Source organism: Synergistaceae bacterium (assembly GCA_017443945.1).
Taxonomy (GTDB): Bacteria; Synergistota; Synergistia; order Synergistales; family Aminobacteriaceae; genus JAFUXM01.
Window position 1 is genome coordinate 1 of record JAFSXS010000078.1, and the last position, 25,991, is coordinate 25,991.

The following is a 25,991-nucleotide window of genomic DNA, read 5'->3' on the forward strand; positions in this document are numbered from 1 at the left end:
AATATATTTTTTGCAGGACAAAGCGTCTTCAAGCGAAACATTGCCGGGCTGCTCAAAATAGTACTCCCACGCGTTAATTTGCCCGACTTCGGAGTCATATAAATAATTATTTCTATAATTTTTCATGTCAACGACGGGGATTAAATTATTTCTGTCAGTAAATGCAATACCGCCCAAAATCATAAGGAAATACGAGAATAACCCAACATGATCTGCGCCGCTATGAATTATATATGGGATTCCATTTAATGTTATGCCGGATTTATTATATTGCTTTTTTTCTCTGATATACACGTATAGACAATCTTTAAATTTTAGATGTAGCGATTTTATTATTTTCTGAAGGTAGGAAACTTTTTTATATGAGCCTCGAGTTGTATAATTATTCTGGTCTGGGAACATATTAACGCTCATAATAAATTTGTCAAGTCCTTTCTTGAGAGTTTACGCACATTTTATCACAAGTTTATGTAATCCCATGAAATTTTTTAGCGAAAAACTAGCCGGGAAACACTTAACTTTTTGTGAGCGTAACTGACTCCGAACTAGCGAAAATAGTTTTTCATAGTGAAATGAAAATATCAACGCTTTATAAAAATCTTTCGGAAATCTGCATTTATTTATTTTACGGGCGGGGAAAAACGCAATAAAAAACGGGCCGCACATATAAATATTCAAGTTTTAATATATAATGAAATCTGCGCACTTTCTCACAAAATGTTATAATCTCATAAAAATTTAGATTCTGACGGGAAAGAAATTTTTTCTGACTCGCAAGAACGGAGGGCAAAACTATGAAATATAATCCAGCGTCAATGAATGCCGACGAGTTTATTAATCATGATGAAATTCTCGACACTCTTATTTATGCAGAAGCTCACAAGGACGACAAAGAATTAATTTATTCACTCCTTGAGAAGGCGCGCCCAAAATGGAATAATAACGGTTGCACTTGTTCAGGGCTGACTCACCGTGAAGCATCAATTTTATTAGCTTGTGAAGACCCTGAAATTATCGCGAAAATTTATAAAGTCGCCGAAGAAATTAAACTCGCATTTTACGGAAATAGAATCGTTTTATTTGCGCCGCTGTATCTCTCTAATTATTGCATTAACGGTTGTCTTTATTGTCCCTATCACACAAAAAATAAATCTATTACACGCAAAAAATTGACTCAGGACGAAATTAGAGCCGAAGTCATCGCACTTCAGGACATGGGACACAAACGACTCGCAATAGAGGCCGGAGAAGATCCCGTTAATAATCCGATTGAATATATTCTTGAGAGCATAAAAACTATTTACAGCGTTCATCACAAAAACGGCGATATTAGGCGCGTCAACGTAAATATTGCTGCAACAACTATAGAAAATTTCAAGAAGTTAAAAGATGCCGGAATCGGTACATACATTTTATTTCAGGAGACTTATAACAAGAAAAGTTATGAGACTTTACACCCGACCGGGCCGAAGCATGACTATAATTATCACACCGAAGCACATGACCGCGCAATGCAGGCAGGAATTGATGATGTAGGACTCGGAGTCTTGTTCGGGCTTGAAGGCTATAAATATGAGTTCGCCGGACTCTTAATGCACGCTGAACACTTGGAAAAAGTTTTTGGAGTCGGACCTCATACAATTAGCGTTCCCAGAGTCAAGCCTGCTGATGACATTAACCCCGACGATTTTAATAACGCCATTCCCGACGAAATTTTTACGAAAATTGCTGCTTGTATTCGTGTTGCTGTGCCTTATACCGGTATGATTATTTCAACTCGTGAGAATGAAAGAGTCCGCGCAAAAATGTTAGAAGTTGGAATCTCGCAGATCAGCGGCGGTTCTCGTACATCAGTCGGCGGCTACACTGAAGAAATTAGACCCCATGACACAGAACAATTTGACGTTTCTGACCAGCGCACACTTGATGAAGTCGTACAATGGCTGATGAAACAAAATCATATTCCTTCATTCTGTACAGCTTGTTACAGGGCAGGCAGGACGGGCGACAGATTTATGAGTCTCTGCAAGTCAGGACAAATTCTTAATTGCTGTCATCCTAATGCGTTAATGACTCTGACTGAATATCTCGAAGATTACGCCTCCCCCGAAACTAAAAGAATCGGCTATGAAATGATAGAACGTGAATTAATGCGAATCCCGCGCGAAAATATTAGAGAAATTGCAAGAAATAATATCGAGGCCATGAAAAATGGAAACGCAAGAGATTTCAGATTCTAGCCTCAATGACACGCCTTCAGGTGAAAGAGTCCATATTGCTTTTTTCGGGCTGCGTAATGCGGGAAAATCGAGTCTCGTAAATGCCGTAACAGGTCAAGAACTTTCTGTTGTATCTGATGTAAAGGGTACGACTACTGACCCTGTGAAAAAGTCTATGGAGCTTTTACCAGTCGGGCCGGTGCTTATAATTGATACTCCCGGACTTGATGACTCTGGGACGCTAGGAGAAAAACGGGTTCAGCGCGCTAAAAATGTTCTCGCAAATTGTGATGTTGCTGTACTCGTTCATGATTCGACAAGTGCGCTTGCAGACTCTGAATGTGAGCTGATAAAAATTTTCGAGTCCCGTAATCTTCCATATATAATTGCGTATAACAAAGCTGATTTATTGCAGGTTCGGCCAAGTGATAAATTTTTTGTGAGTGCTTTAACCGGCGAGAACGTGAACGCCCTAAAAGAAAAAATTGCGTCGTTAGCAAAGAATAAGGACTCAAGCAAAAAGTTAGTCAGTGATTTACTTATGCCCGGCGATATTGTTATATTAGTTGTTCCTGTCGATAAGGCAGCACCCAAAGGAAGACTCATTTTGCCCCAGCAGCAGACTATACGCGATATTTTAGACTCTAAGTGCATGGCCTTTGTTTGTCAGGACTCGGAATTAGCGAAGACTCTTGACTCGCTGAAAGAATCGCCCAAATTAGTAATTACTGACTCTCAAGTGTTCGGTAAAGTTAATAAAATTTTGCCGGGAAATATTTTATTGACTTCATTCTCGATTTTATTTGCGCGCTATAAGGGAAATTTGCGGACTCTGGTAAATGGTGCGGAAAAATTATCACAACTTAAAGACGGCGACAAAGTTTTAATTTCTGAAGGCTGCACCCATCACAGACAATGCGGCGATATTGGGCGAGATAAGATTCCTGCGTGGATAAAAAATTTCACCGGTTCGACTCCTGAATTTGTTTTCACATCGGGCGGGACTTTTCCGGAAGCTGACGAACTGCAAAAATTTTCACTCGTGATTCATTGCGGAGGATGTATGCTCAATGAACAAGAAATGATCTCGCGCTTAAAACGTGCGGAGCTTGCAAATATTCCCATTGTAAATTACGGCGTTGCAATTGCCCATATGCACGGGATATTACAAAGGAGTCTGGAACCGTTTGCAAATTTTTAGACGCATAATAAATGAAATCTTCGAGTCCTTCCCCGTGAAAATGTCTCTTGCAATTATAATAATTCTCACGTGTGCGGGGATAAATACTTTGCCGTCAGTCTTCATACAAAAAATTACGGCCTTAATAGAGTTTGCGCCCCCCTCTGTAACTTGGCCGGATTTATGCGTTCAGGTCATGAAATTATTATTTATTCTCGCAGGACTATATTTATTATCACTCATGGGCGTATTATTGCAGGGCTATATCGGAGCAGAAATAACGCAGGGAGTCTTACTTCATATACGCAAAAAAATGTTCGAGAAAATGCAAAGTTTACCGCTGAAATTTTTTGACTCGAACTCTAACGGCGACATCATGAGCAAATATACAAATGACGTAGACTCAATGAGACAGCTAATTTCTCAGGCAGCACCGAATTTATTGACGGCTGTAATCACAATTTTTGCAGTACTTGCTATAATGCTTTATTTCTCATTATGGCTGACTTGTATAACTTTTGCGGGAATAATAATCATGTTCACTATCACGAAAAAAATCGGCTGGAGGAGCGCAGGACACTTCAGACGGCAGCAAAAAAATACAGGAAGACTCGAAGGTTTTGCAGAAGAAATGATGAACGGCCAGAAAGTTATAAAAGTTTTCTGTCATGAACGTGAGAGCATCGCAGAATTTGACAAAATAAATAATGAATTGTTCGAGCAGTCAGAGCAGGCTAATAAACGCGCAAACACTCTCGGCCCGATATTAAATAACGTCGGAAATATTCTTTACGTGATAATGGCTTTGTCGGGCGGAATATTAATTTTGACGGGAACAAAAAATTTCAGTCTTTCGGGTCTTCCTATGAGTATAAGTGTTGTCCTGCCGTTCTTGAATATGACTAAGCAGTTTGCTATGACAATCAATCATGTATCTATGCACTTGAACGCTGTTATTCATGGACTCGCGGGTGCAGGGCGAATCTTTGAATTAATTGACTCCGAACCTGAAGACGACTCCGGAAAAATTATAATAGATTCTCACAAGGCAACAGGCAGCATTGAGATACAAAATATAAATTTCTCGTACAATCCTGAAATAAAAATTTTGCACGACATCACATTAACAGCCAAGCCCGGACAAAAAACGGCTCTTGTAGGCTCAACGGGTGCAGGAAAAACGACGATTGCAAATTTAATACCGCGCTTCTATGATGTTCAATCAGGAAAAATTTTATTCGACGGCGTAAATATAAACGAGATAAAGAAATCTTCATTGCGCAAAAATTTGGGTATAGTCTTGCAGGATACGAATTTATTCACAGATTCAGTGCTTGAAAATATACGTTACGGGAATTTAAGCGCGTCAGATCAAGAATGCATTAACGCGGCCAAGTCAGCAGGTGCACACGAATTTATTACGAGACTCCCAGAAGGTTACAACACAATTTTAACGGGAGGCGGGGCAAACTTGAGTCAAGGTCAGCGGCAGTTAATAGCAATAGCCCGTGCAGAAGTAGCAAACCCTGTTGTAATGATTCTTGATGAGGCTACGTCTTCAATAGATACCCGAACAGAGTCGCTCGTTCAAAGGGGCATGGACTCATTAATGAAGGGCCGCACAGTTTTTGTTATTGCGCATAGACTTTCAACCGTGAGAAATTCTGATTTGATTCTCGTTATTGAACACGGCGAAATTATCGAACAGGGGACTCATAATGAATTACTCGCGAAAAAAGGCAGATATTATAAACTTTATACGGGAGCATTTGAGCTTTCATGAGGCAAAATTTTTATCACAGCAAGAAAATTATCAAAGCCGATTAAACCGTTTACAAGTTTAGAATTACTCCCGCATTGAATCAAGCAGCACGGCAGATAATGAATCCCCAGAGACTTTGCAAAATTTAAATCCTCCTGAAATGCTTTGTTTGCATTCCCGTTATGGTAATTCTCACAAAAAATTTTTTCATTTATACCGACTTCACGAGCTATTGATATTAATTCCTCGTCAAGAGTCGTCTGTCTGCCCTCTAAAATCGTCGCACGCCTCAGCTTGAACAAATATAAATCTGCTTTTCCCGGATCTGCAAGTTGTGCCGCCTTATAAGCTATATTTAACGGATATGAAGACCTGTGATTCTCGTCGAACAAGTGAAAATTTGTCATGTTCATGGGTAAATTTCCGATTGATTCTTCACTCTTATAAATGCCTGCAAGACGTTTATTATATTGTGAAATATTTTCGCCCGGCAGCATAAAATCGCTGATATCACGAACAAGGCCGCTCATTACGTATTTAAATATAATTTTCCCGTTGAAATAAGCTGATAATTTATCATAAACCGGTTCGCACTCGTAAGAAAGTCCCATCATAGGATCTGTGAACGTCGTAATAATTATATCTGGCATTTTTTCACCTCGTTATAAATATTCCGTTTACTGACCATGCTCTAATGTCATAAAAATTTATATAAATATTTTCCGGCGGTATATCAAGAACTCTGTTAAAAATTTTCGTAGTCATAGCAGCAAATTTATTGAATCCCTCGTGATCTTCATTCCCGAATATTTGTGCGTCGATTAAGGCTGCTTTCTGTGAGTCATCACCCCGCAAATAAAACTTGTAGTTATCCTCAAGGCCAAGCATTAAATAATTCTCATTTTTGCCCGGTATAAGCTCTATTGCTTGAGCCATTAAATTTTTTATCTCGATTTCCTGAGACTTACTAAGACTGACATTAACTCTTACTGTGATAAACGGCATAAATTATTTATTCTCCCATTCTTTTATTTGCTGTAAAATGTCATCTGCTAATTCTTGATGTTTCTGCTGGTAAGTGTGGCCGGTCTTCTCGATGAAAATTAATTTATTGTCATGAGAGTTAGTCATGTGATTATTGAGATTGCGCAGAAATTCCGCCGGGTCTCCGTCCGTGAAATTGTCATAAGTCCCGACCAGCATAGCTCCTGAATGAATAATTTTTTCAGCTTGTGAGAAATCGCCGTTAACGTTATTCAGCAGTCCGGAAAATTCCCAGTCGTAAGCAGTATTTGCTATGCACTCAACCCAGCCCATAAACGGAAACGGAAGCATTTTATCACCGTCTCCGCGTTGAAATTGTTCGAGGATAATATTTTTTTCGCGCTGAGTTACTCCCGACATCATGTAATCTAAATTTGCGGGTGAAAGCAGGAAAAATTTTTTGACTCTCTCGTCATGATTCCGCGATAAATAATAAATAACTTTGTTTGCTCCCAGTGAATGGCCGGCCAGAATAATATTTTTGTAGCCTTCTGAGACTGCAAAATTTATGTATGCGTTAATATCTTCGTCGGTGTAAGAAAATCTTTCGTTCCATGAGCCGATTATTTCGCTTTTTCCCGTGTTGATATTAAGTGTCTCGATTCGTCCGAATGCGTCATTAGTCTGCGCGTAAATAAAATCGATATTGCCCGTGTTCAAAGTGTCGCCGATATTGTAATAAAAAGGGTTGGAGTAAAAATTTCCGTGAATCCCGGTTATAGCTATCATGACTGTATCAGAATTTCTCTTCTCTTCCTGCCTGAATATAACGCCGTTCAAGACAACGCCCCTTTTTGTCGGCACACTTAATTTGAACATCATAATTATTCACCTCTGAAGACGCATTTATGTGAACGTGAAGAATAGCACCTGTTGCAAGAAATACACTTTGAAATTATATTAGAGTCTAAGCGCATTTTATCGGGTAAATCAGGTTCGCACAACAACGGACGCGATAAAGAAATTAACGCAATTTTTGACTGATTAATAATTTCCTGCATTGTATCAAAGCTGCGCAGACCTCCGACAACTATTACAGGACATGACACTAAATCCGCAACTTTTTCAGCAAACGGCACAAAATAGCCCTCGTTGACATGAGCTTTAATTCCCGCTACTGATGTACCATTGCCGCTGACTTCGATTGAGTCGATTCCTGATTCATCAAGCAGTTTGCATATTTCGAGAGATTCTGACTCGTTTAAGCCTCCTCGTATAAAATCGCTGCTGTTAATCTTTATAGTTATGTGCAAGTTAGAAGCTGCCTGTCTGATTCCATGCATTATGTCGAGTAATATTTTGACTCGATTTTCTGTGCTGCCTCCGTACGAGTCATTTCTGTGATTGACAAGCGGCGAAATAAACCGGCTCAGAAAAAAGAAGTGTGCTGCGTGAATCTGTACACCGTCAAAGCCTGCTTTATCAGCTCTTATTGCTGCATTGATAAATTCTTGAATCACAAATTTTATTTCGTCAAGAGTCATTTTATCGGGTTCAACCTGAATATTTTTGCGATAATAGGCACCTAAAGCGATTTGAGAGATAACCGGGCAATTTTCAGCGTGAATTATATCAGCTAATTTTTTGTACTGAGGGATTAACGAATCATCGCAAAGTCTCATCATTCCGCCGAAATAATAATCATTTGCCATAACGCTTGTGAATCCCGTAATAATTGCGCCGACTCCGCCGTGTGCAAGCTCAGAATAAATTTTATATGACTCATCAGTTATAGAGCCGTCAAGATTTGCTATTCCTTCCCATGTTGCAGAACGGACAAGACGATTCTTAACCCTCAAATTTTTTAGTTCGAGGGACTCAAATATTTTCTTCACTGTAAATAAAGTCCTTTCGCGCTTGATATTGATTTATGCAGAAATTATAATTATCCGCAAAGAAAAAACAAGAATGCAGAAATTACTTTGCTGCAACATAAAATATAGTAACGAAATTTTTATGAAGCTATGAAAACTTTTGCATATTCGCGCGGTAAATTAATTGCAGGCTGGGAAATAGCGCGAAAAATTTATTAAAACTTTTGCCGGACTGGCGGGAAAATGCAGCTAATTTACGACTTTAAGAGAAATGGACACGATAAATTAATTGCGTTAATCTTTAAATTTTGTATGTTCGCGCCGACGTGCATTAAATGTAAGAGTAAGCGCTAAATATTAATCAGGAGGAAAAATTTTATGAGAATTAAGCCGTTACCAGAGCAAGAAAATATTTACGACACTGACTGTCCGATACTTTACGCAATGGAATTAATCGGCCAAAAATGGAAGCTGCCAATTTTATGGTATATCGCCGACGCAAATAAACAGACTCTCAGATATAGCGAACTTGAACGCAAAGTAATAGGAATAACAGCTACAATGTTGACAAAATGTCTTCGTGAATTAGAACGCGATAAATTTATAGTAAGAAAGCAATATAATACGATTCCTCCGACTGTTGAATATTCGCTCGCAAAAAGGGGTAAAACTTTAATTCCTGCGCTGGAGTCTATTTATAAATGGGCAGAGTCTCAAATGAAGTAATCCTTTGCCAAGAGTCCGAAATAATTTATCTGCTCCCTCCTCGTAATTGGTCGGGGAGGGGTTGAGACAGCGAAATAATTTCACATGGATTTTACTGCTGCTTCAATGGAGATTCCCATAACTCTTAATGTATCCCATAGAATCGCAAATACGCGATACACAAAGAACAAAAATATTATCTCTGATATTATGAGAGCAGCCATATTAAGTCCTAGCCATGAAAGAAACGCAAATCCTAACGAGGCCGCCGCAAATGAGAACAGGAATCCTAAGACAACGTAAGCTGTAATTAGTATATTACGTGAAATTTCACTGACGCTTTTTTCCGTATTAAATATCATCATTAGTCCTGCAAAAAATGATACAGCACCAACGCTGACAGCCTTCAAAAAGTAGTAATTCACTTGCGTAACATCAGCAGCACGCACATAAAATATATATGCTCCTATTATACTGAGCAGCACATAATGAATATTTCTGATTGCCTTCAATCTTGGTGAAAAAGTTACGTGATTGATGAACAACATTGAGACAAGCGAGAAAATTGTTACAAGTATAATCGCCGGCGGAATATTGTAATATGTACCGCGAAAATATATATCTATCCCGACAATCCCGGCAATTATAAGCGCAACAATACCAGCTACTTTATTTCTTGCTGTGTCTTGTAGGCTCTGTGATTGTTTCCATGCTTCCCATTTTTCGGCCTGTTCTGCCTGCTGAATTTCGGACATTTTATTTTCTCCTGCTGTGAGTGCAAACGTGATTTTATCATATTTGTCATAAGAAGCTTCATCGATATTTCCTTCTTTTGTTAGGATCGGCGTATCTATTGCTGCTTTCATTGCTCCGGCTATGGAGAACGCTACAGCCATTACATCTTTATCGCGTGTTGTGAAGCATTCAACGGGAATTAGCTCTCCCTGTCTGATATTGAACATTTTTTCTTTCCCGTAAATGATTTATTCAAGACGCTCGGTACACGAAGAAAGAAAATTATTTAAATCGCTGGTAAGTTCATTGAACATGTTAGATCTTTCTTCTATAGCTTCACACAGGATAGTAGAAGTCTTCATTTTTTCGGCGACCCTTTCAGCATCTGCATACATAACACGAGCTTTCTCTAAATTTTCATCAGCCTTTGTGCTTGCTGAAAACGCCGTAAACAACATTACAGGCCCTGCTATGGCACTGAGTCCGGCAAAACTAAGAGCCCCTACTCCTGTAAGCGTTGTTAATGCCAGACCAGCCCCGACACCTGCTGCACCGCTTAAAAAATTGTCTTGAATGTCTGCCATTTTCTGCATTTGAACTAAGGCAGCCGAATCTATCTTGAAGTTCTCAATTTCCTTTATTCCGGAAGTCTGGCCAAGTTGAACATGTTTTACTCGGTCAAATGACTTTATGAAACGCGGCATTGTGTTTCTCAAGACATTTTTTTTCGTGGACGCAAGAGTATTCAAAGCTGATGTCGTTTTATCCTGCGCTGCGTTCAATACTTTTTTTGCATCATCGTACACATCTTTTGCTTCATTAGCGAGTGTCCGGGCTTTTTCGTTGGTCTCTTTTGCAACGCTGTGTCCTATAGCCCCTAGTGCAGCCGCTCCAAGTCCTAAACTCGTGAAAATAATTCTGCAAATATTCCTCAAGTTCTGTCCTGTATATTTTTTCTTGTTCTACAGCCTCTTGATATTGAGCAATTAATCTGAGTTTTTCTTGATGTTCGAGTTCGCTTTTATTGAGAGCCTCAACAAGACCGTGAATAAGATCGCTGGTTAATGCAGAACCTACAAGCGCCCCAATAGCCGCACCGATAACAGGAATAGGAATTAAACTTTGTCCAACGGCCATACCATAACCGACTGAAGCAAAATTAAGCCCTCGTTCGCCGATTTCAAGTATTAATTCTTCGGTATTAATTTCTCCGTTTGCATAACTTTTTAAGGCACTGCCAAACTGCATTACACCCGTAATTACATAGCCCGGAAGCTGCCCCGACTCCGCCTGACTTTACAGTATCAATTACTGCTTCTCCTGCACTTTTTTCGCCTGTAAATACCTTTACGAGATTATAAATTCCCGATGTTGCCAAAGCCATAGAACCGGCATTATATGCTCCTGCTTTACGTTCAGCTTCCGGGGAAAGTTCTAATTCTCTGCTCTCTCGATATTCTTTATCTTCCATAAATTCTTGATTGGTACGGCTTCGTTTTAGGTTATTGAATTTACGCGAAGTAACTTCGATATTTTCTCTACAATTTGCGGCGTTTTTGATGTCTTCATTTGTTAAAAAGGGGTCATTTTTTGCGCTGTCATGTATTCGTTCGAGCGGGTGAATGTGATCGGATTCAGCTAAATGTTTTTGCCAGTCAGAACCGAATCTAGCTTTTGCCTCAGCTTTAGTGAGAACTAATTCATCGCCGGTATAAGGATCTGTAACTGTACCGCTGTTAAATGCCTCGATTTTTGCGTCAATTTTTGCTTGCGGACTGTCATATAATGTTCTGTTGCCGGTGTAAGTATCAGGTTTAGCGAATTTTGCTGCATTCTGAAGTTCTGCGCTACGTGCAGTATCTATCGCTGTAAATGTTGAAGCAGCTTGTACCCCCCCCCCCGCGAGAGTCATTATTTTCTTTCTTAGGTTTACGTTTGATAAAATCGAACATATTTATCCCTCCTAGTTGTAAAATAAAGTGTAAATGTAATCGCTGCGGATTATGCTGCAGAAATATAGGCGGAATAAAACTTTTAGAACCTCTTGATGACGGCACAGGCACATGTATATTTTTAGACAGGGAAAAAAATTTGTGCAAGATTTATACGTCACGCCCAGTGTTTTGTAATGTCGGCGCTATGTATAAATTATTTTTTGCGGATAATATGAGCTTAGATGAATTTTATGAGGCTAATTATGCTGTATGTAGAAAACTTTCATCAGATATTGTTAGTGTGCGTTAACAGTAAAAAGTTTTTAATAAAGTCTTTCAGAAACATGCATTTATAATTACTGGCGCGATAAAAACGGGTCGCACACATACAACAAATTTTTTGTAATCCGAAAATGTTTAATTATTTCAGACGTGCGAGAACAGCTGATGACGCTCAAACGGTTCCGGTTGCAAAAAGTTTTTCGCCTTTATAGATTATATTTTCATTCTTAGCAGATAATAACGCGATATAATAACTACAATAATTTATACAGAAAGAGGCGATAAAAAATTTCTAACTCACACTATTTTGACGAAATTGTTGACATCATCGAGAGACTCCGCGCTCCGGGGGGGTGCCCATGGGATCGCAAGCAGACTCTCGAAACTTTACGCACTCCCATAACTGAAGAAGCATACGAACTCGCAGACGCAATCACTAAGAAAGATTTGCAGTCAATAAAGGAAGAATCAGGCGATTTGTTATTGCAGGTTGTTTTTGTCGCGTCAATAGCAAAAGAATCAGGTTATTTCGACATCAAAGACGTTATACGCGCAATTTGTGATAAATTAATCCGCAGACATCCTCACGTTTTCGGCCAAGTCAAAGCAGACACAAGCGAGGAAGTTTTGCGGAACTGGGAGAAAATAAAAGCTCAGGAACGCAGCGAGAAACATCAAAGCACTTCTATTCTTGCAGGTATACCCGCCGGACTCCCGCCATTATTGAAAGCTGACAGGATTCAGGCAAAAGCAGCACATGTCGGTTTTGATTGGCACGAAGGAAGCGACGAGCCTTTATTCGCTAAACTCGACGAAGAAATTAACGAGCTGAAAGAGGCCGCACGAGAAAATAACCCTGAACATTTAGCAGACGAACTCGGCGACGTTCTATTTATGACGGTAAATATTGCGCGAAGACTCAAAGTTGACCCCGACGCAGCTTTAAACGGTGTCTGCGAGAAATTCAAGAAACGTTTTCAAATTATGGAAGAATGCGCACAGGCTGAAGGCAAGAGTCTTTCTGATTATACACTCGAAGAACTTGACTCATTCTGGGACAAAGCTAAGGCAATATTACAGAAATAAAGTATAATACTAGAAAATTTCACAATAAATTAATTTACAATTAGGAGGAATATTTTTTATGGCAGGAGAGAAAAGAGTACGCATTACAGAAACCGCTCTTCGTGATGCCCATCAATCTTTAATAGCAACACGAATGACAACAGATGACATGCTCCCCGTTCTTGAATACATGGACAATGCCGGCTACTGGGCGTTAGAAATGTGGGGCGGAGCAACGTTTGACTCTGCTATGCGCTTCCTTGATGAGGATCCGTGGGAGAGATTAAGACTCATTCGCGCAAGAGTCAAGAAAGCAAAATTACAGATGCTTTTACGCGGTCAAAATTTGGTCGGTTATCGTCATTACGCTGATGATGTAGTACGCGAGTTCGTGAAAAAAGCTGTCGGCAATGGAATCGATATAATTCGCTGCTTTGACGCTCTCAACGACTTAAGAAACGTAGAAATCGCTGCGGATCAGGTCAAGAAGGAAGGCGCACACCTTCAATTATGCATGAGCTACACTTTATCGCCGGTTCACACTCTCGACACATTCGCGAACATGGCAAAAGCTATGGCCGATATGGGCGCAGATTCTATCGCAATTAAGGATATGGCCGGATTAATAGGGCCGATTGACTGTGCTAAACTCGTCAAAGCAATCAAAGAAAAAGTTGATTTACCCGTCGAACTTCACAGCCATTATACAACCGGACTCGCGAGCATGGCATATCTTGCAGGAATCGAAGCAGGCGCAGAAATAGTTGACACAGCAATTTCACCGTTTGCTCTCGGAACAAGCCAGCCCCCGACCGAGTCACTTGTCGCAGCTTTGGCCGGTTCTGAATATGACACAGGAATCAAAATGGATGATTTACTGCCCATTTGTATGCACTTCAAGAAATTACGCGAGAAATATAAAAAATTGCTCCCTGAGATCGCCGGCGTTGACATTAATATTTTGCGCTACCAGATTCCAGGCGGTATGTATTCAAACATGGTGAATCAGTTACGCGAAATGAACGCACTTGACAAACTTGAAGACGTGTTAAATGAAGTCCCTGTCGTACGCAAAGCAATGGGTTATCCTCCATTAGTAACGCCCTCGAGTCAAATGGTCGGAACTCAAGCAACAGTGAACGTTCTTAGAGGCCGCTGGAAGAGTTTCCCGAAAGAAATCAGACAATATTTCTTAGGTTATTACGGCCAGCCCCCTGCACCTGTAGATCCTGAAGTTCAGAAAATAGCTATCGGTGATGAAGAGCCGATTACTTGCAGACCGGGCGAAAAAATTGCTCCCGAAATGGAACAGGCACGCAAAGACTCTCAGCCGTGGGCAACTCAGCCGGAAGACGCTTTAACATGGATAATGTTCCCGCAGGTAGCTAAAGACTTCCTCCCGAAAAAATATGCACGCGCAAATAAACGTGATGTAGGACTTCAAGCGCAGGCAGCTCCGGAGGCTTACCCGGCATAATGGAAATACCTTTATCGGGGGACGGATTCGTTCAAGCAAGATTACTCGGTCAGAACGACGAAAATTTTAAAGCTATCGAATCTCGTTATCCTGTTACGCTTTCAATCAAGGACGGGGCTGTGAAAATTAGCGGCCCTGATCCTGAACCGGTTAGAATCGCAGGACATTTAATCCGCGAGCTTGCTTCTGTTGCAGAAAAAGGCCACGAAATAAAAGAGTCCGACGTTCGCGCAGCAATGGACTCACTTGCAGAAGGCCGAGAGCTGAAATTAAATGAGCTTTACTCCGAAATAATTTGCACTACAGCACGAGGCAAGCCCATAAGAGCCAAGACTCCCGGTCAGCGCGCATACATTAAGGCAATCAGAGACAATTTTATTTTATTTGCAACGGGCCCGGCTGGTACGGGAAAAACTTATTTGGCAGTGTGTGAGGCCGTATCTATGCTCAAAGCAGGAAAAGTAAACAGAGTCGTCCTTGTTCGTCCGGCAGTTGAAGCAGGCGAGTCACTCGGTTATCTTCCCGGAGATTTACGCGAAAAAATTGAGCCTTATGTCAGACCCTTATATGATGCATTCTTTGACTTGTTGTCGCCTGAAAAATTTTTGCGTTATGCTGATAAGGGCGTTATTGAAATTGTACCGCTTGCTTACATGAGAGGAAGGACTCTTAATGAGAGCTTTATAATTCTCGACGAGGCGCAAAATACTACTCCCAGACAAATGAAAATGTTCTTGACCCGCTTAGGGTTCGGATCAAAGGCTGTAATAACCGGCGATATAACTCAAGTCGATTTACCAGGCGGCACTGTGTCGGGACTTCGGAGCGTTCGTGAAATTCTTGCGGGCATTAGGGGAATCAGCTTTGTTGATTTGACTGACGCTGACGTTGTTAGACATGAAATAGTGCAGAGAATCGTACAAGCCTATGCAAAATATGAACAGGAGCATAAATAAATGTATATCGGTAAAAAAAGTATATTCCAGCGCATAGACTTTAAGCTCATAACAAAATATATTTTCCCTGTATTTGTCTTGTTAATCGCCGGGGTCGCTCTTGTTCTCGCACAATGGGCAGTACTCAACAAGCGCGGAAATAGTTTCAAAGTCGGTGAGCCCTCGCCGGAAAGTTATAGAGTCATATCTCAAATGCGTTATGACGATTATGAAGCAGCAAAGGCCCTCCGCAAAATGGTGAGTGATAGTGTTGCAGGAGTTACAGTCCGTGATGTGTCAGCAAAAGTGCGCCTTCAAAGACGGTTAGAGACACTAAGAGACATGAAAGACTTAGAGACCGCGCGCAAATCTTCTGCAACATCAGCAATGCCGGACGGTTTATTAATTGCCTTATTGAAGCTCAACACAGAGAACAAAGCTAGAATATTTAATCTCGCTTACAGTGTCGGAAGTGCATTTATTGACAGATTAGAGGCCGAAAAAGTTTACAGGGCAAATAATGCGCTGATGATGTCAATTTTATGGGAAGAGATTCACAAGCAGGTGCAGTCTTCAAGTGATGCAAATTTTGTCTATCAGATTTTAGCGGGATTAGGCAATCTTAATTTCAGAGTCGACGAGGATTTAACCGAACTTGCGAAAACAGCTGCGATGGACTCTGTTCCTGTCATTGATAGAAAACTTGAACCGGGCGACGTGATAATCAATAAAGGCGATATTGTAACTGAACAGACCGCGATTTTATTACGTCTTCAGGGTTATACAGAAGATGTCTTCCCGATTTCGCAATTATGTATAGTGCTTGCGTGCGTTATTGCTCTGCCGATGTGGCTTAATATTTTAGGTCATGGATCAGGCGATAATAAACCGTCGTGGTGGTGTTCGATTTTCGTGATAATTACTGCGTGGGTGAGTGAGACTTTAGCGGCCAGACTTGAAATTCACGGAGCGGGGACTCTTGCGCCTGTTGTTGTTTCTTATTTGTGCGTGCAAAATTATGCGGGCTTCTGTCTTGCGTTAATTGCTGCGTCGTCGGGAGTGTATATTATCACCAGTCAGACTCTTTCTAACTCTATGATATTATCAATGCTTGCTGTGTTTGCGTCGACTTTGGGATTTTATTTACTCAGGAATCTTGAAGGTCGTCGGCAGGTCTCGCGAAGAGTTATGTTAATGGCGTTTATCTTGACAATTTTCCGCATGACTCTACGATATTTTGAGGGCCCTCCGTTAGTGCAGGACAATTTTAGATTATTTATTCCGCTGGGTGAATTTTGGCAGGAAGCAGGACTCTTTATGATTTCTGAGATGGCTTTATCGTATTTCTTCGTGATTATTCTTCCATATGTTGAGCCTTATATTGACACGCTTTCAATTTTGAGTCTCCGCGAAGTTAGTTATCCTTCAAGCCCTTTGTTACGCGATTTGCAGAGGAACGCCCCCGGAACTTACCAGCATTGTTTAACGATAGCTACATTAATTGAGGCTGTCGGCGCAAAATTAAGAATGGACGTTAATTTATTACGTGCAGGCGCATATTATCACGACATAGGCAAGCTGCGAAAACCTCATTATTTCGTCGAGAATCAGGGCGGAGGAGTCAACGTTCATGATGAAATGTCCCCGATGTTAAGTTCAATGACGATTATCTCACACGTAAGAGACGGACTCGAACTCGCTATCGAGGCAAATTTACCCAAGAGAATACGCGATTTCATAGCAGAACATCACGGAACAACTTGCACACGATATTTTTACAACAAGGCCGTTGCAATGGGTGAAAATGTTGAATGGTCTTCATTTTGTTATCCCGGCCCCGCGCCTAGATCACGTGAGACAGCTTTATTAATGATTACTGACTCGGTTGAAGCAGCCGTAAGAGCCGCTAATATCCGCGAACTTGAATCAGAAGACTCTAACAGGGGCAAAGGCCAAGCAGTAAGCACTATCGAAAAAATTGTAAATCAAGTCGTAGCCAGCAAAATAAACGAGAAACAATTTGACAACGTTAATTTTACCCAGAAAGATTTTGCTGTGATTAAAGAAACTCTCATAGACGTATTAATGTCGATGTATCATACTAGAAAAGTTAAGAAAATTGAGAGCAGGAAATAAATTATTTATTACGAAAGAGGTTAGTTATTCTTGAAGTTATCTTTGTGTATCAATAATGACGATTCTAACGCTGTTGAAGGCGACCCGGATATAAATTTTACTGCAATAGAAAAAGTGCTTGAGGACGAATTAATCAAGATTTACCCCGACTCAAAAAATTTTGAGACCGCAGAAATTTCTTTAACGTTCGCAGACTCTGACACGATTCGCCAGCTTAACCGCGATTATAGAAACATTGACGAGCCTACAGACGTTTTGTCATTCCCTATGCTTGAAGATGTACCCGTTGAGATTCCCGAACTGCCCGTTTTAGCACTGGGAGATATTATAATTTGTCCTGAAGAAGTCAAGCGGCTTCATCCTGATTTAGGCGATAAAGAGTCAATTTGCTTAATGATTGCACACTCATTTTTGCATTTGCTCGGTTATGACCATGACACGCAGGAAAAAGAGTCAGTTATGTGGCAGACTCAAGAGCTTATAACAAATAAAATGCTTGCTGCTATTTCCGGGAGGCACTAAAAAATGTTATGGATAATTCTGGGTTTTGCGGGATTATTTTTCTTGTCTGCATTCTTCAGCGGTGCGGAGACTTCAATAACTGCTACGGGAGCGGGCAAATTAAGATCACTTCAGGAGAGCGGCAAATATAAATTTCTTAATTCCACTTTTCAATGGCTCATAGATGACACACAAGAGGCTTTGCGGGTCTGCTTGATTGCTAATAACGTCGTAAATATTTCGTTGAGTGCAATTGCTTCGAGTCTTGCGCTTGAAATTTTCGGTGCTGCCGGAGTTGCTGTTGTCGTGCCCTTACTGACGATTTTAATTGTTATACTCGGTGAAATTCTGCCGAAAAGTGCTGCTATTGTATATTCTGAAAATGTATTAATTTTCTCTGCTCCGATATTGCGGGTCATTGCGTTTGTGTGCGCTCCTGTTTCTTGGTTAATGAAAAAATGCGTGTCCGGAATCGCTGTATTATTTCATATGGATTTAGGGACTCAGAAAGTTTTTATCACACGCAGCGAAATAGAACAATTCGTGAAAATCGGCGAGGAAAGCGGCGCACTTGAAGCACGAGAACGTGAAATGATAGACGGCATTATTGACATTGACGAGACAAAAGTTCATGAAATTATGATTCCTCGTACTGACATGATAGCACTTGACGCAGAAGAGTCGCTCTCTGAGGCCGTAAAATTATTCATACAAGAAGGACACTCGCGAATCCCCGTCTATGAAGAAAGCCCGGATAATATAATCGGCATACTTTACGTTAAGGACACTCTAAAAAATTTGCTGGACTCTGATTTGTCGTGCGACGTAAGAACACTTTTGCGCAAACCAATTTTTGTACCTGAGACCATCAGAACCGCAGAAGTTCTCGAGGCAATGAGGCGCGAACATATTCACATAGCAATAATAGTTGATGAGTACGGCGGCGTTGCTGGAATCGTAACAATGGAAGATATTTTAGAGCAGATTGTCGGCGAGATTCAAGATGAATACGATCAAGAGACTCCGGAGATTCAGAAATTAGACGATAATTCATATTTAGTGCAGGGCGGGACGAGTCTTGAAAATTTGAGTGAAGCACTTGATTACGAGTTCAAGAGCGAAGAAGCAGAAACAATCGGAGGGCTTGTGCTGACTCTGTCGGGAAGTTTTCCGGAGGCCGGCGAGACTTTCACTTATAAATATTGGCGCATAAAAGTTGAGGCACTAGAGGAACACAGAATAACACTTTTGAGGCTGACAAGAATTAACGACGACGAAATTACATCCACTGAAGAAGATTAAAGCAAATCCCCCTGTCATAACGGCAAGGGGACAAAATTTTTATTTCATCGGGTTGAATTCTTTATCAAGTAACGATCTGAACTCATCAAGAGTCATGCTGCCTAAATCGCCTTCTGTGCGTTTTCTGACTCCTAACGTTTTATTATCGCGTTCTTTATCGCCTATTACTATCATGTAAGGCACCTTCTGTAACTGGGCATCACGAATCTTGCGGCCAAGTTTCTCGTCGCGTTCGTCAATTTCTGCGCGGATATTAGAATCTGCAAAAATTTTCTTGAGTTCGTGCGCATAGTCAAAATGATCCTTCGCAATCGGAACAATTTTAACCTGCACAGGAGCAAGCCAATACGGAAAAGCCCCAGCATAATGTTCAATTAAGATTCCCATAAAACGCTCAACACTTCCGAATACTACTCTATGAATCATTACGGGTGTGTGTTCTGCTCCGTCCTCGCCGATATAAGAAACATCAAAGCGCCCCGGCATTTGGAAATCTAATTGAATCGTCCCGCATTGCCAAGTTCTTCCGATACAGTCCTCCAAGTGAAAATCTATCTTCGGCCCGTAAAAAGCTCCGTCGCCGGGATTAATCGTATATGGCGTATTAGTGCTTTCGAGTGCGTCTCTTAATGCGTCCTCGGCTGCCTGCCATTGTTCGTCGGTGCCCATTGAGTCTTCTGGTCTCGTGGAAAGCTCAACAAAATATTTGAACCCGAAAACGTCATTGTAAACGTATTTGTCAAGCTCCATTATTTGTGTAACTTCGTCTTTAATCTGTGAAGGCTCTATATAAGTGTGCGCATCGTCTTGAGTGAAGCACCTCACACGCATTAACCCGTGCAAAACGCCGCTTCTTTCGTGTCTATGAACGCAGCCAAGCTCGGCCAGTCTCATGGGTAAATCGCGGTAACTTCTTAACTGAGTCTTATAAACGAGAATACTTCCGGGACAGTTCATCGGCTTAATTGCGTATGGTTTCTCGTCAATTTCCGTGAAGTACATATTTTCGCGGTAATGATCCCAATGTCCTGAACGAATCCATAATTCGCGGTCTAAAATTTGCGGAGTCTTTATTTCCGTGTAGCCTCGTTTGTTATGTTCTTTGCGCCAGAACTCTATTAAAGTGTTCATTATCGCCATGCCCTTAGGATGGAAGAACGGAAATCCGGGGCCTTCTTCATGTAAGCTGAATAAATCTAAATCTTTGCCGAGTTTTCTGTGATCGCGTAATTTTGCCTCTTCCAGCTGCTTAATGTAGGCTTTTAACTCGTCGGGCTTGTCAAATGCTGTGCCGTAGATTCGAGTTAGCATTTTATTTTTCTCGCTGCCCCGCCAGTAAGCTCCCGCAATTGATAACAGCTTGAAATTATGAATCTTTGACGCGTCAGGAACGTGAGGCCCTCTGCACAAGTCTGCATATTCGCCTTGTTTGTATACTGATACGGTGTCGGCTTCTAATTCCGTTATTAATTCAGTCTTGTATGGATCATTTGCGAAAAATTTTAATGCGTCGTCTTTGGTCATGTCTTCGCGCGTAACTTTTTCACCAGCACCGGAAATTTTGCGCATTTCTGACTCAATCTTGGGTAAATCCTCCTCTGTTATAGTGCCGGCTACGTCGACATCGTAATAAAATCCGTCTTTAATTGCAGGGCCGACTCCGAAGTGTGAACCGGGGTAAAGTCTCAATATTGCCTGTGCCATTAAGTGTGCTGTGCTGTGGCGTAAAATTTCGAGTCCTTCATGAGATTCGCTCGTGATTGCCTCAAGTTGTCCGGAAGAATTTATTTCGCGCGCGAGATCAAGTGCTTCACCGTTGAATTTTCCTGCGATAACTTTTTTGCTGTCGAGTCCCAGAGCCTTTAACAGATCTTGAACGCTCGCAGGGTTGTCAAAATTTTTATCGTTAACCGTAAACAAAAATATATACCTGCCTTCTTTAAATATGATAACTTTTTTGCAAGAATATCACCCGATTAAATTTACTGCAAGTTTTAAGCAATTATCTTGAATCAAGGCGAAAAATTTAATAATTTCACTCTATACCCCTAAAAATTTTTATGTGATAGAATTTAACGCTAAAGAGTGCCTGATAAAGCACCGAAATAAAACATGAAGGAAATCTAGGGGGCAATCTCTACAAAAATTTTAATAACGGAAACAAGCTCCTCAAAGCAAATGACATCTAAGCAGGAGGCCGAAAATTGTCATCAATGCTTCGGGGTGTGAGTGATTATTTACAGCTTGATACTTTAAGGAGGGGAAGGCGTGCAAATTTAAGCGTGCGCACGGAAGCGAATACCCCCGTAAAATCAGAGTGCGAGTCTGACTCTAAAGGGGTACTCATCGAAAAATTTTCATTTATTAATTTACACATTATTATATAAGGAGGTTTATTACATGAAGAAACGCATTTTTTCTCTTGCTCTTGTGCTGGGCTTTGTGCTTGCGTTATCGGCTAGTGCGTGGGCTGCGGGAAATTATAGTATTATCTCAAGCAAAGAAGAGTTTGAAGCAGCAAGAGTTGATGTTAACTACAGCGAATCTATGACAATTTATTGGAGAGATACTTCAGATAATAAAGCTGTAGGTACTTCTTTCTTTACTCTGTTAAAAGAAGGAGAAAGCTATAGTTTTACTGGAACTGATAACACAAAGAATCCTGGTGACTTAGTTAGTAGCATAACAATTAATGGTCTTACGATTACATTATCTGATACTGGACCTATCCAAGCAGGATCTTCGAGTGCTCCAAATCCCGTAACACTTTCAGTTTCAGGAAAGCCTGTAACTAAGGGAGAAGTTAGCTTTTATGTACAGGCGTGCAATTCTGCATTAAAAAGCGACACCAGAGGAAAAGCTAAATTCACACTGAAAGTTAAGGTTAAAGCTGCCACGTCTGCCCCGAAAATTACAACATCAACAATTGCTGCACAGAAGCACGGACAGTCATTAGATGTAACTATTGAGTCAACTGGCAATGTAGACGATGATGAAGAAATCGTGAATCTTTACATCAAGGATCCTGCGATAAAAACTCAGCTTGAGAGCAAATACGGAATTGTTATCGCTAATGATGAGAAAGGTGCATTAACATTAAAGTCTGATAAGCTCTTAAATACAGCAGCAGGAATCAGCTTTGTTGTTGTCGCATCAAATGACTACTGCACAAAAGTAGGTCAGGCGACGGAAAAAACATTTATACTCAAAGTTGACGCAGTATCCCCGACAATCGCGACCCCGGCAGACCAGGATCTTGTAAAGGCGGTTGATGGCGTTGAAGTCTTCACGGTAAACACTGCTGACGACAAATTTACTATTGATGTTGTAACGTCCGAAGCGACAGCAAATATGCTGACTACTCCTACAGGTGATACACTGACGACGGCAAACCTCAAGATTACAGCACCTAAGGCATCAACAAGCGGTTTTCCTGAGTGGCTCGACTTTGCCGTAAAGACAGCCCCGACAAATGATCCGTTAAGCACGGCAACATATCAGATTAAGCGTAACGGCAAGCCCATTAAGGCCGGAACGTATACATTTAATCTTGAAGCCTCTAACGCAGGACTCACAGGTACAGGAAAATCAACAAAGAGTTATAGAATCTTTGTCATGGATTCGCCTGATATTTCAAGAAATACGCTGTCAAATACGACTTATGGAGCAAAACCCAGCACAACGAAGATTCAGACAACCGGCGGAACAAAAGAATTTCCTGTAACGGCTACAGTAGATCTCGGAAGTTATGCGAGTATTTTAACGGCGACTCCTGTATTAAATGCTAACACCGGCCAAACGACAATTACAATCGAGGGCGACCTCAACGAGAACAACGTCAGCGCAGTTACTTTCGGCAGTGAAAAAACTGTATCTGACGACATCAAGATTACTCTTAGCAACCCGGCATTTACAGAAACGAAAGAAGTTCTCGTTAAAGCAATCTTCATAGCAGCTAAACCGACAATTTCTGACAAGTCAGACCTTCAGAAAGAAAAATACACCGGCAAGAGTGGCGATCCATTAGAGGAATCTATTACAATCACAGCGACCGGCCCCGGCAAAATTTCATGGGACATCAGCGGACTCCCTGCAGGTTTAACGAGTACAGACAGCGGAACCGGCACATTGACAATTGAAGGAACACCGAGTGAAGCGGCCAAGAACAAGAGAGTAACTGTCAAAGCTATCAACGGTGCAGGCAATGACTCTGTTAATTTGACGTTCGATATTGACGCTAATCCGCCTGAAATAACGTTTGCAGATTCTGAAAAATTTACAGCAGATCACAAAGTAAAAGCGCCACTCGATGACGCGAAAGATTTTTACGAGATTACTGCGACAAACGGCCCGGTTAAGTGGACTGCTACATTACCCAGCGGAATCAAGTTAACCCAGAGCGGCGACTCAAGAGCAATTTTGACGGGAACATTTAACAGTGCATTTGACAAGAAAGCTGTTATCACTGCAAAGAACTCCGTTACAAATAAGAGTGCAACCTGGTCAGCAGACGTAAAAGTTTATGCAGAGCCGAAGATCTCAGCTACTATCCCCGGACCGAAGATCGATCAAGACTACACTACAGATAAACCGCTTACAACTTTGAAGGGTACGAACGTATCATCATGGCAAGTTAAATTCTTAACGCCCGGCGGTACAGAAATTAGTAATTTGGGCTTGACTCTCGGCGGAGATGACAGCGACAAAATTATCGGAACAATTACGGCTCTCCCTGACTCAGGCGACGTAAAAACGGATACAGTTATTGCACGCATTACCGCGAAAAATAGCGTATTCACAGAAGGAGTCAGCAAAGATGTCAAGATGAAGATTACAGCTGAAGCACCGAAGCTCAAAACCTCAAGACTTCCTAATTTTGACACGGGCACAGCAGGCACAGCAGTAATCGAAGTAACCGGCACAAAACCGATTAAAATGTACATGTACATCAAGAAGGAAGACGCAATCAAAGCCGGCGCAACTACTACAGCAGCTGATATAAGCCTTTACAACGATAAATTAGGCGCAACTGCTAACACCGGATCTTCATTCAGGGCAGCCGAAGCAAACGCATTTAATTTGTCATTCACAGCGAGTGCAGACGCTACAGGCGGTTTATTGAAGTCTACAACGGGCGGACTTGCAGCAAAGAGTCTCCCGATTACAGTATCGCTTGATAATGGCGTTGGTAAACCGGTAGTCAAGAAATTGACTCTGAAGATTGACGCAGAAGCTCCTAAATGGATGAAGGGCACCGATGAAGTATCAAAGGATATGACGTTCACATATAAGGCCGGCGACGCAGTAGCAGAATTTGTTTCACTCACGGCATCAGGCGGCGAACCTCTGACAATCACAAGCAGCCTTAAAGAGGCAACTAACGGAGTAAACGCTACTATTACTGACAAGACCGTTAAAATTTTTGCAGATGCAGTTGATGACGCTCCAGCGAAAACCGTAAAAGTTACTCTCACGGCGAAGAATGCAGCAACCGGCAAGAGCGCAAAAATCTCTGTCTCACTTGTAGGACAGGTGAAGCCCGAAATAACGACCGCAGAGAAAAACCTTCAGAAGTCGTTCATTCAGGGTGCAAGAATAAATCTCGCTCTTGCAGCAAAGGGAACGAAGCCGATATCATGGGATCTCGGAGCAATTAAGCTCGGAAACTCTGACCTCTCTGGAGGTGAAACGACTCTTGCAAGCGATTACGGAATTTCGTTCGACCGCAAGAACGGAAAGTTTACCAGCACAAGCAATGTAACCAGCAACAAAATCACGAAGACAGACGCGGGCGTAGCAACATCGCTTGATATTGAAGTCAAAGCAGGCAACGCGGCCGGAGAAAGTGATCCTGTACACGTTTTTATCGCTATCACAGGCGGAAAACCGAAGATCGTGACGAAGACTCTGACCTTCACTATTGGCAGCGCAGATAAACTCCCGTTATTAGCGTCAGGAGTAACAAGCAACGAAGTAACATGGACGAAAGAGGGCGATTTACCGGCGGGCTTGACACTCAGCGAAACAAAGCCGCAGACAGTAGACATGGGGTCAGGTGCTACAGCCACGAAGGGAACCAGCGTAAAATTCAAAGTTGATAACTTCGGGAACAGCGCGACAGGCACTGTAAAAATTATAATCAATGACCCGACACCTACTCTTCCGACAATCGGCACGATAACGCTTGCTACACCCGATGCACCTACGTCAAAGGATAAGTACAAGACACAAACTGTTATATCAGTCGATAAGGAAGTAACGATCTCGACAAATCCTGCGACAGGTTCGTCAAAAATTACGTGGACTGCAGGCAAGCCGACGATTCAAAACGCTTCTGATACCAGCGTAACTGCCAATAACGTAACTGTAAAACTTGTGAAGGATAACAGCAGCACTAACGCGAATCAGAACAAAGTGACTCTTAACGTCCAGTTAAAGAAGGGCACTGTGCTTTACAAGAACGATGCTTACGTAGGATTCACTGCAACATTTAAGCTGACGGCCAAGAACAGCAGCAACACTGTAGCAGCCTCACAGGATATTACAATTACGATGGCGGCACCTACAGCAGGCAGCGATACATCAACAGATGACGTAACAGCAGTTGAGAGCGAAACAAGAGAGTCCAGCAAGACAGAAGACGAACTTGTAGCAGAAGAACTCAAAGTCGGACTCGGTGAAGGCGAACTCTCAATCGGAGCAGAGAGAGCAGAATCAACACTTACAGCCGAGCAGAGAGCATTAATCGAGTCAGAAGGCTACATGATTGCTGCAATTCTTCCGGAAATTTCTGCAACAGCTGACGGACAGTACGGACTCGAAGTCGATTTATTCGCAGCAGCACCGGCCGGAGCAGAGTTAAAGTGGCTTGCATTCCCGCAGGCACCTGCACAGCCCAGT

At 41.6% G+C, this 25,991-nt stretch carries 22 protein-coding genes; 12 read left to right on the plus strand and 10 right to left on the minus strand.

Going from position 1 to position 25,991, the window contains the following annotated elements; genetic code table 11:
- Positions 1 to 294: hypothetical protein (locus tag IJT21_08270; protein MBQ7578243.1), on the minus strand; the 294-nt coding region annotated here is incomplete at its 3' end.
- A 500-nt stretch (positions 295 to 794) separates the two neighbouring features.
- Between IJT21_08270 and hydG the strand changes: the two genes are divergently transcribed.
- From hydG to IJT21_08285, 3 genes are read left to right on the plus strand one after another with little or no spacing between them, the layout of a single operon-like run.
- Entirely contained in the window at positions 795 to 2,240 is a 1,446-nt protein-coding gene (gene hydG / locus IJT21_08275) for a [FeFe] hydrogenase H-cluster radical SAM maturase HydG (GenBank protein MBQ7578244.1), read from the plus strand.
- Positions 2,212 to 3,420: a [FeFe] hydrogenase H-cluster maturation GTPase HydF gene (gene hydF / locus IJT21_08280; GenBank protein MBQ7578245.1), complete on the plus strand. Its 1,209-nt coding sequence runs from the start codon at positions 2,212 to 2,214 to the stop codon at positions 3,418 to 3,420. Before hydG ends, hydF begins: the two co-directional genes overlap by 29 nt.
- Positions 3,407 to 5,182 (plus strand): ABC transporter ATP-binding protein, encoded by a 1,776-nt coding sequence (locus IJT21_08285; protein MBQ7578246.1) that lies wholly within the window; start codon positions 3,407 to 3,409, stop codon positions 5,180 to 5,182. Before hydF ends, IJT21_08285 begins: the two co-directional genes overlap by 14 nt.
- Here IJT21_08285 and IJT21_08290 read toward each other — a convergent pair.
- From IJT21_08290 to IJT21_08305, 4 genes are read right to left on the minus strand one after another with little or no spacing between them, the layout of a single operon-like run.
- Positions 5,155 to 5,811: a DsbA family protein gene (locus tag IJT21_08290; protein ID MBQ7578247.1), complete on the minus strand. Its 657-nt coding sequence runs from the start codon at positions 5,809 to 5,811 to the stop codon at positions 5,155 to 5,157. The genes IJT21_08285 and IJT21_08290 overlap by 28 nt on opposite strands.
- A gap of 4 nt (positions 5,812 to 5,815) precedes the next feature.
- Entirely contained in the window at positions 5,816 to 6,166 is a 351-nt protein-coding gene (locus IJT21_08295) for a hypothetical protein (GenBank protein MBQ7578248.1), read from the minus strand.
- Between the two features lie 3 nt (positions 6,167 to 6,169).
- Positions 6,170 to 7,027 carry a DUF1749 domain-containing protein gene (locus IJT21_08300; GenBank protein ID MBQ7578249.1) on the minus strand — a complete coding sequence of 286 codons (858 nt, stop codon included), beginning with the start codon at positions 7,025 to 7,027 and terminating at the stop codon, positions 6,170 to 6,172.
- Positions 7,028 to 7,029: 2 nt separating this feature from the next.
- Positions 7,030 to 8,040, minus strand: coding sequence for an NADH:flavin oxidoreductase (locus IJT21_08305; GenBank protein MBQ7578250.1), 1,011 nt, complete (start codon positions 8,038 to 8,040; stop codon positions 7,030 to 7,032).
- A gap of 357 nt (positions 8,041 to 8,397) precedes the next feature.
- Between IJT21_08305 and IJT21_08310 the strand changes: the two genes are divergently transcribed.
- Positions 8,398 to 8,745, plus strand: coding sequence for a helix-turn-helix transcriptional regulator (locus tag IJT21_08310; protein ID MBQ7578251.1), 348 nt, complete (start codon positions 8,398 to 8,400; stop codon positions 8,743 to 8,745).
- An 80-nt stretch (positions 8,746 to 8,825) separates the two neighbouring features.
- Here the strand turns inward: IJT21_08310 and IJT21_08315 are convergent, their stop codons facing one another.
- From IJT21_08315 to IJT21_08330, 4 genes are read right to left on the minus strand one after another with little or no spacing between them, the layout of a single operon-like run.
- Complete coding sequence (locus IJT21_08315; protein MBQ7578252.1) at positions 8,826 to 9,686, minus strand: hypothetical protein; 861 nt, start codon at positions 9,684 to 9,686, stop codon at positions 8,826 to 8,828.
- Positions 9,687 to 9,707: 21 nt separating this feature from the next.
- A complete protein-coding gene (locus IJT21_08320; protein ID MBQ7578253.1) occupies positions 9,708 to 10,265 on the minus strand; it encodes a hypothetical protein in 558 nt (185 codons plus the stop codon).
- A 13-nt stretch (positions 10,266 to 10,278) separates the two neighbouring features.
- Entirely contained in the window at positions 10,279 to 10,707 is a 429-nt protein-coding gene (locus IJT21_08325; protein ID MBQ7578254.1) for a hypothetical protein, read from the minus strand.
- The gene (locus IJT21_08330; GenBank protein ID MBQ7578255.1) at positions 10,661 to 11,371 is read right to left on the minus strand and encodes a hypothetical protein; all 711 of its coding nucleotides are present in this window, start codon (positions 11,369 to 11,371) and stop codon (positions 10,661 to 10,663) included. Before IJT21_08330 ends, IJT21_08325 begins: the two co-directional genes overlap by 47 nt.
- A gap of 23 nt (positions 11,372 to 11,394) precedes the next feature.
- Between IJT21_08330 and IJT21_08335 the strand changes: the two genes are divergently transcribed.
- The 7 genes from IJT21_08335 (at position 11,395) to IJT21_08365 (ending at position 19,091) form a co-directional block, all read left to right on the plus strand.
- Positions 11,395 to 11,703: a YkgJ family cysteine cluster protein gene (locus tag IJT21_08335; protein MBQ7578256.1), complete on the plus strand. Its 309-nt coding sequence runs from the start codon at positions 11,395 to 11,397 to the stop codon at positions 11,701 to 11,703.
- Positions 11,704 to 11,963: 260 nt separating this feature from the next.
- Entirely contained in the window at positions 11,964 to 12,761 is a 798-nt protein-coding gene (gene mazG / locus IJT21_08340; GenBank protein ID MBQ7578257.1) for a nucleoside triphosphate pyrophosphohydrolase, read from the plus strand.
- A gap of 58 nt (positions 12,762 to 12,819) precedes the next feature.
- On the plus strand, positions 12,820 to 14,217 hold the full coding sequence (locus IJT21_08345) for a pyruvate carboxylase subunit B (GenBank protein MBQ7578258.1): 1,398 nt from the start codon (positions 12,820 to 12,822) through the stop codon (positions 14,215 to 14,217).
- Entirely contained in the window at positions 14,217 to 15,173 is a 957-nt protein-coding gene (locus IJT21_08350; GenBank protein MBQ7578259.1) for a PhoH family protein, read from the plus strand. Before IJT21_08345 ends, IJT21_08350 begins: the two co-directional genes overlap by 1 nt.
- Positions 15,174 to 17,288 (plus strand): HDIG domain-containing protein, encoded by a 2,115-nt coding sequence (locus IJT21_08355; GenBank protein ID MBQ7578260.1) that lies wholly within the window; start codon positions 15,174 to 15,176, stop codon positions 17,286 to 17,288.
- A gap of 30 nt (positions 17,289 to 17,318) precedes the next feature.
- Entirely contained in the window at positions 17,319 to 17,810 is a 492-nt protein-coding gene (gene ybeY / locus IJT21_08360; GenBank protein ID MBQ7578261.1) for an rRNA maturation RNase YbeY, read from the plus strand.
- A gap of 3 nt (positions 17,811 to 17,813) precedes the next feature.
- Positions 17,814 to 19,091: an HlyC/CorC family transporter gene (locus IJT21_08365; protein ID MBQ7578262.1), complete on the plus strand. Its 1,278-nt coding sequence runs from the start codon at positions 17,814 to 17,816 to the stop codon at positions 19,089 to 19,091.
- A gap of 39 nt (positions 19,092 to 19,130) precedes the next feature.
- Here IJT21_08365 and thrS read toward each other — a convergent pair whose 3' ends face one another.
- Positions 19,131 to 21,017, minus strand: a complete 1,887-nt coding sequence (thrS, locus tag IJT21_08370) for a threonine--tRNA ligase (GenBank protein ID MBQ7578263.1) — start codon at positions 21,015 to 21,017, stop codon at positions 19,131 to 19,133.
- Between the two features lie 474 nt (positions 21,018 to 21,491).
- Between thrS and IJT21_08375 the strand changes: the two genes are divergently transcribed.
- The coding region (locus tag IJT21_08375; GenBank protein ID MBQ7578264.1) for a hypothetical protein at positions 21,492 to 25,991 on the plus strand (4,500 nt) is incomplete at its 3' end.

What these genes read in the sequence shown, in the direction of transcription:
- IJT21_08345 (MBQ7578258.1), top strand. Translation starts at nt 12,820, where the DNA reads ATGGCAGGAGAGAAAAGAGTACGCATTACAGAAACCGCTCTTCGTGAT.
- IJT21_08350 (MBQ7578259.1), top strand. Translation starts at nt 14,217, where the DNA reads ATGGAAATACCTTTATCGGGGGACGGATTCGTTCAAGCAAGATTACTC.
- IJT21_08310 (MBQ7578251.1), top strand. Translation starts at nt 8,398, where the DNA reads ATGAGAATTAAGCCGTTACCAGAGCAAGAAAATATTTACGACACTGAC.
- IJT21_08325 (MBQ7578254.1), bottom strand. Translation starts at nt 10,707, where the DNA reads ATGCAGTTTGGCAGTGCCTTAAAAAGTTATGCAAACGGAGAAATTAAT.
- IJT21_08290 (MBQ7578247.1), bottom strand. Translation starts at nt 5,811, where the DNA reads ATGCCAGATATAATTATTACGACGTTCACAGATCCTATGATGGGACTT.
- IJT21_08355 (MBQ7578260.1), top strand. Translation starts at nt 15,174, where the DNA reads ATGTATATCGGTAAAAAAAGTATATTCCAGCGCATAGACTTTAAGCTC.
- IJT21_08330 (MBQ7578255.1), bottom strand. Translation starts at nt 11,371, where the DNA reads ATGACTCTCGCGGGGGGGGGGGTACAAGCTGCTTCAACATTTACAGCG.
- IJT21_08315 (MBQ7578252.1), bottom strand. Translation starts at nt 9,686, where the DNA reads ATGTTCAATATCAGACAGGGAGAGCTAATTCCCGTTGAATGCTTCACA.
- IJT21_08300 (MBQ7578249.1), bottom strand. Translation starts at nt 7,027, where the DNA reads ATGATGTTCAAATTAAGTGTGCCGACAAAAAGGGGCGTTGTCTTGAAC.
- hydG (MBQ7578244.1), top strand. Translation starts at nt 795, where the DNA reads ATGAAATATAATCCAGCGTCAATGAATGCCGACGAGTTTATTAATCAT.
- IJT21_08365 (MBQ7578262.1), top strand. Translation starts at nt 17,814, where the DNA reads ATGTTATGGATAATTCTGGGTTTTGCGGGATTATTTTTCTTGTCTGCA.
- IJT21_08295 (MBQ7578248.1), bottom strand. Translation starts at nt 6,166, where the DNA reads ATGCCGTTTATCACAGTAAGAGTTAATGTCAGTCTTAGTAAGTCTCAG.
- hydF (MBQ7578245.1), top strand. Translation starts at nt 2,212, where the DNA reads ATGGAAACGCAAGAGATTTCAGATTCTAGCCTCAATGACACGCCTTCA.